Source organism: Pantanalinema rosaneae CENA516 (assembly GCF_050753385.1).
GTDB lineage: Bacteria > Cyanobacteriota > Cyanobacteriia > Leptolyngbyales > Leptolyngbyaceae > Pantanalinema > Pantanalinema rosaneae.
This window is the reverse complement of record NZ_JBLZFZ010000025.1, coordinates 18,163-30,193: the sequence shown is the minus strand read 5'-3', so window position 1 is coordinate 30,193 and position 12,031 is coordinate 18,163. Positions and strand designations below refer to the sequence as shown.

Genomic DNA, 12,031 nt, shown 5'->3' with positions numbered 1-12,031 from the left:
CACCAGCGATACCTGAATAATTACCTCAAAAAACCCTTCTAACTTAACAGAAGGGTTGCAACGAGGAGAACCGATGGATTGCCGCCCGATCGCGGCAGGTTTAAAACCTTAACCCCATGCCACCTTGTAGAGATACTGCTGTGCGGTTATTCACATTGTCATAGGCATCAAAGGCGATAATAGCGTTGCCAAAAACCACCCAATTACTGTTAGGCAGAGCATAATCCACCCCAGGTTGCACAACAAATGTAGTCCGATTTCCCACCGGAGTATTCTTATCGCGGTTTGTCACGATCGACGCGCCAATTCCCACATAGGCATCGGCTTGCCAATTAATCGGAATATCGTAGGAAACGGTAGGCACAACCGCCGTACTTTCACCCACTAAAACTTGTGTGCGTAAGGAAACAGGTGCTCGAAGAAATTTGTAGCGGACAGCTAAATCACCCGCGAATTGATTATGGTCATTTACACCAGGGGTTAATCCAAAAGAACCCCCTAACCCAATATAACTCCCATAGGCAGCCTGGGCGCTGGCGGATGATGGAGCGGCAACGATGAGTGCGGTTGCGGCGATCGTGCTACCAAGCGCCGCCAATCCCATCCCCCAAAGGCGAGCTACTTGCCGGTCTGAATTCAAAGTCGTGGGATGCTGCATACTTTCACTCCTTCAGTACTCTGTAGCAAGAGCTGTGACCATAACTTAATTTAACCCAACTCTTAGCCATTGCGCGAATTATTTATTCCGGCAACTTCTTGAGCAGTGAACCCTCTAAAATTATTACTTCCTCTTAATAGTTAAACCGCCATTCAGAGTAGAGCTTTTGATCAGTCAGACCATCCTTTTCCAAGGGGTTGAAGTCACGATTGCCCCTGCCTTACTTGTCGGGCGATCGTGAATCGGTTCACTGGATTTAGGCAAAGATATAGTGACAGTTGAGAAACAGGGACAGGCAAACACCTGAGCATCTCTAGAGTTGCGATACTAGAAGTGGGGATCGAGTACTCAATTGAACATAAGGTTAGCGCGGGAGGCGAAGTCAATGAATACTGCAATCCGCTGGTTAATTGTTTCTGCTAGTGTGGCAGGGACGCTGGTGTCTGCTGGCAGAGGTTTAGCGCAGACGATCGCCATTAATTCCGGTTCTAACCCGATTCAAGTTACGGGCATTTCGGGCGGGGAGCGAAAGGATTCCGGTTGTGCCGGATATATTGCGGTAACTCCTAACCACAGAATTGAAATTACCGAAGATAGTGATCTCAAGTTTGTCTTACAAGGGTCAGGACAACCGACCTTGCTGATTCGTAGCTCCACAGGACAGGATTTCTGTGTCCCTTCGGATAGTTACTCTGGCGGCAAAATTGAAATTCCCGGACGCTGGAGTAAGGGCATGTATGACATTTTTGTCGGCGATCGGCAGCATGGGCAAAGCCCTTACACGCTATCGATTTCTCATAACTAATTGAGCCGTTGCCTGAAATGCGATCGGGACGCTACTGGCTGGTAACGTCCCGATTTTGTCATGCCATCTATAGAAAATTAGTCTTCCAGGCGTTGAGCCTGCACTTCTACCACATCTACATCGATCGTGCCGGGAGGCGCTAAACGGCTGAACTTACCCTGTTCCGCTTTCAAAGCTTCACCACAACTGGGACATTGAAATTCTGCTTGGCTTAAACTCATAAACTCATAACTACAGACCGGGCATTCTCCCTGGATCAAGTTACGCTTTAGCCACCAGCGAAACCCAATAACGGCAACGATAGATGTAATCAGGACTAAGGCTAGCAGGATGAAAAAGGATTTGACCAACCAGCCCAACCCGATCGAGGCAAGTAGCCAAATCACGAAGAACGGCAACAGCAGGCGGTTCACTTCGGCTAACCCAATCTGCAAATTTTTAAAGCTGTCCTGATTCACAGCAAACTCCCGTACACACTAAGCTTGAAATAACAGGTTGTAATAGTTCTATGCTAGGCAAAAACTGGCTTGAAGAGAGAGCGTAACTTCCCCACCGATCGAGTAGGGATACCCCCGGTACTGATCGCGGCTTTCCGCCATGTTAGCGTTTTGCCCAAAAATTGACACCCACCAAACCCCCTTGTGGTCACAAACCAACCAGAGACTTTGATAGGTGTCAGAACTAAATCGCAACCAGTTTAGAACAAGCCTAGAGTCAGCGCTTTGCTGATGGGGAAGGCTGCACCAATACCGAGATACAGAGTCACCACTGTCCCAAACAGGAATACCGTGGTTGCCACTGGACGACGGAAGGGGTTTTGGAACTTGTTCACACTTTCAATGAAGGGAACAGTGATCATCCCCAGGGGCACTGCACTCATCAACACCACACCCAGCAGCTTATTGGGCACCAGGCGCAGAATGTTGAATACCGGATACAGATACCATTCCGGCAGAATTTCCAGGGGCGTAGCGAAGGGATTCGCAGGTTCGCCAACCATGGCTGGATCAAGCACTGCCAAACCAACGCAAAGCGCGATCGTGCCAAGAATCACGATCGGGAAGGTATAAAGCAAATCATTGGGCCAGGCGGGTTCGCCGTAGTAATTGTGTCCCATGCCCATTGCCAATTTGGCGCGGAGCCGGGGATCACTCAGATCTGGCTTCTTCAGCGTTGCCATAATTAAACGTCGTTCTCCTTATTTTCTGAGGTCAGCAGGTAGGAGTTGTAAGCAGGATCGGCTCCGGTGTTCCACCATCATAAGGGCTTTTGCCAGAGATCGGGTCGCCATAGGTTAGAGAGGCCCAGAAATCCCTTGCTTACGGATCATCAAGAAGTGCAGCAGCATAAAGACTGCAATCAACCAGGGTAGAACAAAGGTATGAGCGCTGTAGTAGCGAGTTAGCGTAGCTTGACCCACACTGGAACCGCCCCGCAGCAAGTCAGCAATCAACGTTCCCACCACGGGAATCGCTTCCGGCACACCAGACACAATCTTGACCGCCCAGTATCCCACCTGATCCCAGGGCAGAGAATAGCCAGTCACGCCAAAGGAAACCGTAATCACTGCCAGAATTACCCCAGTTACCCAGGTTAATTCGCGAGGTTTTTTGAACCCACCCGTGAGGTAAACGCGGAAGACGTGAAGAATCATCATCAGCACCATCATGCTGGCAGACCAGCGATGGATCGAACGAATCAGCCAACCGAAGTTCACTTCGTTCATGATGTATTTCACGGAGTCGAAGGCTTCGGTAACAGTTGGCTTATAGTAGAAAGTCATTGCAAACCCAGTGGCAAACTGGATCAGGAAGCAGACCAGCGTCACTCCACCCAAACAATAAAAAATATTGACGTGGGGTGGAACATACTTGCTGCTGATATCATCTGCGATCGCCTGAATCTCCAGCCGCTCGTTAAACCACTGGAATGGCTTAGAGTCGGTCACCTGCTTAGTGAACATGAAGCAAGAATTCCTAAAAATGTATTGCTGTTCATAAAGAATGTAACACAGAGGCAGTGCCGATTTCTTGCGAAACCCCGATCGGGGGATCACTCCCTGGGGAGAAATCAATCAAGCTGGAATCCTGCCCTATGAGTGCCTGATTCTGACTAGACGTTGCCTATCTCAGGAGGAAGTTTTTAAGCTAGGAGCAGCGATCGTGTTATTAGCATCACACGCACACCAGTTGCCCCCTTACAATAGGTGAGTCATATAACAGTTTTGACATTAAAACCGAGTGGTATGCGGAAGCAAGTTTCTTGGATTGGGCGGCTGTTCGTTCTCGTCATCGCAGTAGTAACCCTACTCAGCTATCCGGCTGCTCCAGCCCAAGCCTTGACGGAAGAACAGCGATTAGTGGCAGAAGTTTGGCGACTGGTCGATCGTGCCTATGTAGACGATACATTCAACCATCAAAACTGGTGGGCGATCCGGCAGAAAGCGCTGAAACAACCGCTCAACGATCGCCCTCAGACCTATGAAGCGATTCGTCAAATGTTGGCAGGGCTTGATGATCCATTTACGCGGTTGCTAGAACCCGAACAATACAAGAGCTTACAGACCAATACCTCCGGTGAATTGACGGGCGTTGGCCTGCAAATTGCTCTGGATGCCGATACGGGTGAACTGAAGGTGATCGCGCCGATCGCTGGCTCACCCGCCGACGAAGCTGGAATTAAACCCGCCGATACGATTTTGAGAATTAATGGTGTTGCCACCTCTGGTTTGAGCCTGGATGAAGCGGCCGCCCGGATGCGAGGTCCGATCGGGAGTCGGGTGATCCTCACCATCAAGCACCAAGACAGTGACCCCACCGACCTCGAAGTGGTGCGGAATCGAATTGCCCTTAATCCCGTCTATGCCGATCTGCGAACAGAACCCAGTCCAACCGCCAATGGTCAACCAACTAAGGTTGGCTACATTCGGCTGAGTCAGTTTAATGCCAATGCCACGGCGGAAGTCACGCAAGCGATTAAGCGATTAGAGCAACAGGGAGCCGAAGCCTACATCTTAGATTTACGCAGTAATCCTGGCGGTCTATTACAGGCAGGCATTGAAGTGGCGCGATTGTGGTTGGATCAGGGGACGATCGTTTATACCGTCAATCGTCAGGGGGTCGAGGGCAGCTTTGAGGCAATGGGGCAGGCCCTCACCGATGATCCTTTAGTCGTCTTAGTCAACCAGGGAACAGCCAGCGCTAGCGAGATTCTGGCCGGAGCCTTACGGGATAACGATCGCGCCACGATCGTGGGAGAACGCACCTTTGGCAAAGGCTTAATCCAATCATTGTTTGATCTGTCGGATGGGTCTGGGTTAGCGGTAACGGTCGCCAAGTACGAAACCCCGGCTCACCATGACATTAATAAGCAAGGGATTAAGCCCGATCTGATGGTGGCGCTGGATCCGATCGCGATTGGACAAACGGGCACAGCCACAGACACTCAGTATCAAGCGGCGGTGGAACTGTTGACCAATCACTCGATGCTGGCTGGGGCAAGCTGACGTGGAACGGACTTACCACGATCCGCTGCATGGTGCGATCGTCCTGAATCGACGTGATCCTGTTGAAGCCCTGCTGATTCGGTTAATTGATACCCCAGCCTTTCAACGGTTACGGCGGATTCGCCAACTGGGTCCCGCCAGTCTGACATTTCATGGGGCAGAGTCATCCCGCTTTACCCATTCTTTAGGCGTGATGGCAGTAGCTCGACGGGCGTTCGATCGCATTGCCCAGTCCTACCCCCAACTGAAATCCCATCGTCCGGTGGTGTTGTGTGCTGCCTTGCTGCATGACATTGGACATGGTTCCTTTAGTCACACAGCAGAGGAAATTTTTGGTTGCCAGCATGAATATTGGACAGAACGAATTCTGCGGGAGTCCCAACCCATCCATCAGCTATTAGTTGATTTTGAGCCGTATCTGGTGGAACGCATCATTCAGGTCTACCAGAAACGCTATCCCGTACCGCTGGTCTGGCAACTCGTTTCCAGTCAATTAGACTGCGATCGGCTGGATTACTTGATGCGGGATAGTTATTTTACGGGAGCTTCCTACGGCAGGATTGACCTCGATCGAATTTTGCTGGCTTTGGGATATGATGCCGTGTCGCAACAGTTGGTCGTTGCTCGTAAGGGGATGGCGGCGATCGAGCACTACCTGATTGTGCGGTACTTCATGTATGCCCAGATTTACAACCATCCCAAAAATATTGCTGCCACCTGGATTCTGGATCAAGCCTTTGTTCGTGCCCGTGAGCAGCTTCCGACCGGACAACTTTTTGCCGATGCCACCGTTACCGCCTGGTTAATGCAAGACTGTCATGATCAGTTATCCTTAGCCGATTATCTGGCTGCTGATGATGGTGTGTTTAGCTATCACCTGCAACGCTGGCAACACAGCGACGATCCGGTTTTAGCTGATTTGTGTCGGCGCTATCTCGATCGCGATTTGCTGAAGGCGATCGACATTTCTCATCTCAGCGAATCCCAACAAACGCTACTGCTGGAGAAAGTACAGCACTGGTTAACTCAAGCAGGCTTCCAGGCAACCTACTATGCGGGACTGCGCGTATCGTTCAGTCGAGGCTACACGCTGTATCAACGAGGAATCAAGATTCAGACCCCCACTGGATTAACAGAAATTAGTGAGCTATCGCCCCTCGTTCGGACATTGACCCAACCCTATCAACGAGTTTGGCTCATTCATCCCCGCGAGGTTGAGGGTAAATTACTAGCCGCGATCGCCAACGGCTGAGATGAATCGTTGCTGTCGTTGCAGGCGGCAAAACCCGCCCCTGCCCAATCTTGGACTAATTTAATTCCCATTCCCAAGGATCACGACTTTAAAATCCACCATCCTGAGGTATGGATAATGCGCTGTTCGCCACTTGCTGGAAGACCGTTTCTGCGTCCATTTGCCCCCAGTAGTAGCCCATGTCCCTACTCATTTGCTGCGCCCGTTCTGCTTCAATTTGAGCGGCATTGAGATTGTTGCCCGTTACATGTGACCAGGCTAACCCAATTCGGATATCTGCCTCGTACAAGTGATATTCACCAAACACGGCATAGGTCAAAGCCTCTTCCAGATCGCTACGAGCATCCTCCGGATTGCCCTGTTGTGCCAGCCACCGTCCCCGAGCTAAGAGAGCCTCAATTAACACCGCCCGATTAGAGATTCTTCGAGCCAGTTTGAGTGCCCGATTATAGAAGCGACGTGCCCGATCGGGATACCCTGCGGCCGATCGTAAATCACCTAATATTCGGTAACATTGGCTCTCATCTTTCACCCAGCGTTGACGAGTGACCCAGTTTTTTAAGTTGGCGATCGTCACCCGACCTGCCCCTTCTAATTGCCCTAACCGACGTAAATGATCCGCGTACCAACTGCCATGTAGTCCCTCTAAATAAGGCTGATGAGATAAGGCTTGCTGTAGGGCAATAGATTGTTCAAAACCGCTCGTTGCTGCCTCTAGGTGCCCCTGTAAGTGAGCAGTCCATGCCCAGAGTGCCAGAGCATCCCGTTGTTCCGATGGCTTGCCAGATCGCCCCGCATATTTCAATGCCCGTTGAGCGGTGCGGGAACTGGTGGCTAATTCTCCCAGGTAGGTATACAGCCAGGTGAGATTTTGGTAGCCAATACTGGCACTTTGCCAAAGGCGCTGCTTCAGACTATGGGTAATGTACCGCCGAAACAACGGGACAGCCTCGCGTAAGCGCCCTAGATTCATCAGACAGAAGCCCACGCCATTCAGAATAAAGCGTTTCGCCTGGGGATCGCTGACCTGGGGATCTTGCTGGCTATCCTGATTGGGAAAGAAATCCAACAGAGTCATTAACGCAGTTTCGTAGGCTCCCAATTCATGGCTAATCACCCGTCGTCTGGCATCGTACAAGCGTTCCATCAAAATCGGAAATGCCCGATCGTACTCGCCCGCCTGACACAGATGATGGACGGCTTCGATCGCCGGTGCTAAATCCTCGATCGTAGGATGTTCGGGGATCTGACGAATCACCGCCAGGTAATACTCGGCAATCCGTTGATGTACTGCCCTGGCTTGCAGAGGATCACTGGTCAACCGCGACCAATAGTGATCGCGAATCAACGGATGAATCGTATAGGTATTTTGCTGCGGCAGACGGCGTAACATCCGGTAATCCGCCAGTTGTTCCACCAATTTGAGCGGCGCGATCGCAGGGTTGCCATGCCGGAACACCGGATACAATGCCGCTTCAGGTACAGGAACCCGAAAGGCACTAAAGGTCTGTAAAAACTCCCGCTCCAATGCCGTCAAGTGTTCATCATAACGGCGTAACAGGCGCTTGACCCGATCGTACCGGGGTTCATCAACCGTCGGAGTCAGATCGGGTGGCATTTCCGCTACATTGCCGTGGTGCAACCGCACTAAATAGGAACCTAACAGGCTGAGGGTGAGGGCATGACCATCCCACTGCTCCACGACGCGATCAATCTGCTCCTCCTGCCCCCATACGCCCACGTTTTCCAGTAACAGATGCCCGTCCTGCTGACTCAGGCGGTTGACATCCTGATGCAGGTAGGAGACAAAGTGAATCAGGTCATATACCGGGGCGCGACTGGTAATCAGACAAAAAGATTCATGGTCGATCGCGGCAAAGAAGTTAAGAAATTCCATTAAGTCGGTATTGGTCAGCAGTCCGTACTCATCGCCGTGTTGATGTTGCAATACTTCCAAGCCATCTAAAATAAACAGATAGCGTCCGGTTTGCAGCATTGCCGCTAAAAAGTTGGCTTTGGCATAGGAGGATGGCAGTTCGGCTAAGATGTCGTGCCCACCACTGAGATAGATCAACGCCGCTTCAAAGAACTCATCAACATTGCGCTTTTCGTAAAAGCCCCACCAGAACACGCCTTGAGGCTGGGGCAAGGCAGAATTGTTCAGCAGTAGATCGACCCACTGACGGGCGATCGAGGTTTTGCCCTGTCCGCCAAAGCCAATTAAGCCGACTAACTGACACTTGGGATCCACCCAATCCTGATCTAGAGCCGCCAATAGGCGTTGTCGTCCGACCCACTCATCTAATAGCTCTGGTGCCCCCGACAGTTCCAGCGATCGGCAAGGCGCGACAGAATTCCAGGCTTTCTCGTAATCCGTCACCGGTTGAGGCCCAGGCTCAGGGGGTTTAGAGTGACGATGAATTACGAATGCCATTACAACGTCTCCGGGGCTGGCACAGCATTAAGCGTCAGCAGGTCTAATAATTTATCTTCAAAATCGACTAACACCAGGGGATCAACCGCCCAGGCAATATTATCGTTCAGCGAACTTTCTCCCGGATTCCAGCGACGAGCCACCAAGCCTACCACCAGATTGCGTTCGGTATCCAGCACCCCGGCACCACTCATTCCAGGACGAATATCCCTCGATCGTAATTCTACCGGATTCACCAATAGCCGCTTGCCATCAAACGGTAACACTTCGCCCAAAATTTCTCCGGTCGCATACCCACTGGGCGATTCTCCCAAGCGACGGAACCCATAGCTGCGAAAGGGATTGCCTTCCGAGTCTTGAATCGTCCCTAAAACGGCAATTTCATGGGCAGCCAACACCGGCGGATTCTGTAGTTGTAACACCACAATATCGTCGTCATGATCCGGAAAAAATTTCACTACCGCCGCTCGATCGCAGTATTCCGATCGAGTCCGGGTTTTGGGAAATACCACCCCCACCCTTGCCACCTCCGGGTTTAGCGGATCAATCCCCGCTAAGGTAACTACATGGCGACAGGTCAAAATTTCGCCGATCTCTGATACCACAATTCCCGTCCCTACGACTTCATTGGTCGTCCGATGGCGAATTTGGATCGAGAAATCAATTAACCGTTGCAGTTCAGTTAAGCGCGGGGATGGAGCAGCTATCATTGCGAAGTTGCGGTTCGACAATCCCAAACAAGTTTTACGGTAATCGTAGACTCGGCTCCAGCTTTGGCGATCGCCGCATTGCCTTCGGCGGTCAGCTTCATGCCAAACTGCACCTCTACCTGAGCCGGACGTTCCGCAACTGGCAGCGATTGCATGGTTTTAACAACCCGATTTGCCATACTCCGCATCGTCCCCATCGCACTATTAATCGCCTGCGTCGATCGCTCTGCCAGGGCAGTCGGTGAAGGCAACTGAATCCCTACGTCTTCCATGCCCGGTTGTAGTCCTGGGGACAGGGTAAATTCCACTAAAATTGGCTCGTTAGGATCCGTTAAATCTGTTGTCATGCCAGTTCTTATCCGATGCTTGCGGGAGTGTGCCTGCACTGCCATTATGCCATCGAGCCTCTGATCAATGGGGAGGACGGAAACCCATTCCTGCAATCGACGGTCAACACTCCGGATGGTATAGTCACCATGATTCGGTCTGCCTTGTTGCCCACTCGTTAGCAGGAATAGCAATGAGTTCATCAGTTGACACCACTTCCTCAGCCCAATCTGGTTCGGATATTCAGATTCTGACTGTGACTACCCCTGCCGAACAGGAATTATTTCTGGATGTGCCTGCGATCGTGTATGCCAATGATCCCCATTGGGTGCCGCCGCTGAGAAGCAGTGTTGCCAAACAGCTTGCCCCCACAAATCCATTTTTCCAGTATGGCAAATTGCAGCAATTTCTGGCGGTGAAATCAAAAGGCAGCGATCGTCCGACTCCGATTGGTCGCATTGTTGCTGCCGTCAATCAACGCTTGATCGATCGGGAAGGCGAAAAGATTGGACTATTTGGCTTTTTTGAGTGTGTGAATGACTTCGCGGTTGCTCAAGCCTTGTTCAATGCCGCCGAACAATGGTTGCGAGAACAGGGCATGACCAAAGTGCGGGGTCCGATTAATCTCTCGACCCACAATAGCTGCCTCTTGCTGGTAGACGGCTTCGATTCCCCACCTGCCTTCATGATGCCCTACAATCCGGCATACTACCCAACATTCATGGAGCAAGCGGGTTGGCAGAAAGCTAAGGATGCCTACGCCTACGATTTCCGGCTGGATAAACCCTTATCTCCCAAGTTTGAGAAAGCATACCAGGTCGCCTGTAAATCTGGCATCACCTTTCGTCCCTTCCGCACCAAAGGGGAAGGGTTCCAGCAGGATTGTATCGACCTATATCACCTGTTCACCAAAGCCTTTGCCAATAATTGGAGTTCCACACCCCGGAGTCAGGAAGACTTTCTAGACGAAGCCAAGGATTTGCAAAGCCTGGTTGATGCCAAACTGTTTCCGATCGCGGAATACAACGGTGAAATGATTGGCTTCTTTATGTGCTTACCCGATTACGGCATTCCCTTAAAGTATGTGAATGGCAAACTCAACTGGCTGGGTATTCTCAAATTCCTCTGGTACAAGCGCCAGATTAATCAAGCCCGAGTAATTGCCATCTGTGCTTTACCCGAATATCGCCGTCAGATGGTAGCTCTAGCGCTGATCTATCTGGGGATGCAAGGCGGCATCCAATTGGGATATCAGCGAGCCGAACTATCCTGGGTCTATGAAGACAACATGCCCTCTCGCAAAGTGATCGAAGCCTCCGGCGGCACAATCTACAAAACCTATCGGATTTATCAGAAGGAGTTAGGCAGCGCGTGAAAGCATTAGTGACTGGAGCCAACGGCTTTACAGGATCTCACATCGTGAAAGCCCTGAATCAACGGGGAGATCAGGTGGTGGGATTAGTGCGGCAGTCGAGCGATCGCTCCCGGTTAGCCAACTGTCAAATACAGTTAGTCTATGGTGATATTACCGATCGCGCTGCCTTAAAAACGGCAATGACCGATGTGGATGTGGTATTCCATACCGCCGCCTATGTCGAACTGGGGATTGTTAATGCCACCGAAATGGCGCGGGTGAATGTCGATGGCACTCGGGCGGTGGTAGAGGTTGCTGAAACCGTGAATCTGCCAAAGCTGGTTTATTGCAGCACGATCGGGATTTTTGGGGATACCCAGGGGCGGGTGATTGACGAAACCTTCCAGCGCCAACAAGCGGATTTTTCCTCTGCCTACGATCGCACCAAGTACGAAGCCCAACAACTGGTCGATCGCTATGCGGCAAACGGACATTTTGCCGTTAGCGTCATGCCCTCTGGCATCTTTGGGGCTGATGACCCCCACTTTGTCCCCGTCCTGAAGCAGTTCCTCAAAGGTCGGTTGAAGTTCTGGGCAGGGGGCGGCAGAATTACCGGCATTGTGCATGTAGATGATTTAGTCACGGCGATGCTGCTGGCAATGGACAAGGGCAAATCCGGGGACTATTACATCATTTCGGCTGGCGATCTGAGTACCCACGACATGTTTGAGGTGCTCAGTCGAGAAACGGGCATCCCAGTTCCCGCCGAAGCACCGGAAGCCGTAGTGCGATTTGTGGGCAATCTGCTTGACCCGATCGGTCGCCTGTTCTCCTGGCAACCCCCACTCAGCCGCGAACGGGTGCATTATCTTTATGATCGCTGTGTGCGGGTCGATAGTACCAAAGCCCAACGGGAACTTGGCTGGCAGCCGCGATCGCCCGAGGCAACCCTAAAGGAACTGGTACACAGCCTGCAACCAGCTTGA

The 12,031-nt window shown here is 51.4% G+C and carries 12 protein-coding genes; 5 read left to right on the top strand and 7 right to left on the bottom strand.

Going from position 1 to position 12,031, the window contains the following annotated elements; genetic code table 11:
* Positions 1-100: 100 nt before the first annotated feature.
* Positions 101-658 carry a hypothetical protein gene (locus ACN4EK_RS15765; RefSeq protein ID WP_431658958.1) on the bottom strand — a complete coding sequence of 186 codons (558 nt, stop codon included), beginning with the start codon at positions 656-658 and terminating at the stop codon, positions 101-103.
* 385 nt (positions 659-1,043) lie between these two features.
* Between ACN4EK_RS15765 and ACN4EK_RS15760 the strand changes: the two genes are divergently transcribed.
* Entirely contained in the window at positions 1,044-1,463 is a 420-nt protein-coding gene (locus tag ACN4EK_RS15760) for a hypothetical protein (protein WP_431658957.1), read from the top strand.
* A 77-nt stretch (positions 1,464-1,540) separates the two neighbouring features.
* Here ACN4EK_RS15760 and ACN4EK_RS15755 read toward each other — a convergent pair whose 3' ends face one another.
* The 3 genes from ACN4EK_RS15755 to petB form a co-directional block, all read right to left on the bottom strand.
* Positions 1,541-1,921 carry a hypothetical protein gene (locus ACN4EK_RS15755; RefSeq protein WP_431658956.1) on the bottom strand — a complete coding sequence of 127 codons (381 nt, stop codon included), beginning with the start codon at positions 1,919-1,921 and terminating at the stop codon, positions 1,541-1,543.
* Positions 1,922-2,160: 239 nt separating this feature from the next.
* Positions 2,161-2,643 carry a cytochrome b6-f complex subunit IV gene (petD, locus tag ACN4EK_RS15750; RefSeq protein ID WP_431658955.1) on the bottom strand — a complete coding sequence of 161 codons (483 nt, stop codon included), beginning with the start codon at positions 2,641-2,643 and terminating at the stop codon, positions 2,161-2,163.
* Positions 2,644-2,757: 114 nt separating this feature from the next.
* On the bottom strand, positions 2,758-3,426 hold the full coding sequence (gene petB, locus ACN4EK_RS15745; protein WP_431658954.1) for a cytochrome b6: 669 nt from the start codon (positions 3,424-3,426) through the stop codon (positions 2,758-2,760).
* 282 nt (positions 3,427-3,708) lie between these two features.
* Between petB and ctpA the strand changes: the two genes are divergently transcribed.
* Both ctpA and ACN4EK_RS15735 read left to right on the top strand, forming a co-directional pair.
* Entirely contained in the window at positions 3,709-4,968 is a 1,260-nt protein-coding gene (gene ctpA, locus ACN4EK_RS15740; RefSeq protein ID WP_431658953.1) for a carboxyl-terminal processing protease CtpA, read from the top strand.
* Position 4,969: 1 nt separating this feature from the next.
* A complete protein-coding gene (locus ACN4EK_RS15735; RefSeq protein ID WP_431658952.1) occupies positions 4,970-6,220 on the top strand; it encodes an HD domain-containing protein in 1,251 nt (416 codons plus the stop codon).
* 88 nt (positions 6,221-6,308) lie between these two features.
* Here the strand turns inward: ACN4EK_RS15735 and ACN4EK_RS15730 are convergent, their stop codons facing one another.
* Genes ACN4EK_RS15730 through ACN4EK_RS15720 form a run of 3 tightly spaced genes read right to left on the bottom strand, consistent with a single transcriptional unit; the run spans position 6,309 to position 9,894 of the window.
* On the bottom strand, positions 6,309-8,654 hold the full coding sequence (locus ACN4EK_RS15730) for an ATP-binding protein (RefSeq protein WP_431658949.1): 2,346 nt from the start codon (positions 8,652-8,654) through the stop codon (positions 6,309-6,311).
* Positions 8,654-9,364 carry a S1 family peptidase gene (locus ACN4EK_RS15725; RefSeq protein WP_431658948.1) on the bottom strand — a complete coding sequence of 237 codons (711 nt, stop codon included), beginning with the start codon at positions 9,362-9,364 and terminating at the stop codon, positions 8,654-8,656. The genes ACN4EK_RS15730 and ACN4EK_RS15725 overlap by 1 nt, the downstream gene beginning before the upstream one ends.
* Entirely contained in the window at positions 9,361-9,894 is a 534-nt protein-coding gene (locus ACN4EK_RS15720) for a CU044_2847 family protein (RefSeq protein WP_431658947.1), read from the bottom strand. The genes ACN4EK_RS15725 and ACN4EK_RS15720 overlap by 4 nt, the downstream gene beginning before the upstream one ends.
* On the opposite strand from ACN4EK_RS15720, the gene ACN4EK_RS15715 reads away from it, so the two are divergent.
* Together ACN4EK_RS15715 and ACN4EK_RS15710 are read left to right on the top strand one after the other, a co-directional pair.
* Positions 9,885-11,066: a GNAT family N-acetyltransferase gene (locus ACN4EK_RS15715; protein ID WP_431658946.1), complete on the top strand. Its 1,182-nt coding sequence runs from the start codon at positions 9,885-9,887 to the stop codon at positions 11,064-11,066. The two genes, ACN4EK_RS15720 and ACN4EK_RS15715, sit on opposite strands and share 10 nt — an antisense overlap.
* A complete protein-coding gene (locus ACN4EK_RS15710; protein ID WP_431658945.1) occupies positions 11,063-12,031 on the top strand; it encodes an NAD-dependent epimerase/dehydratase family protein in 969 nt (322 codons plus the stop codon). Before ACN4EK_RS15715 ends, ACN4EK_RS15710 begins: the two co-directional genes overlap by 4 nt.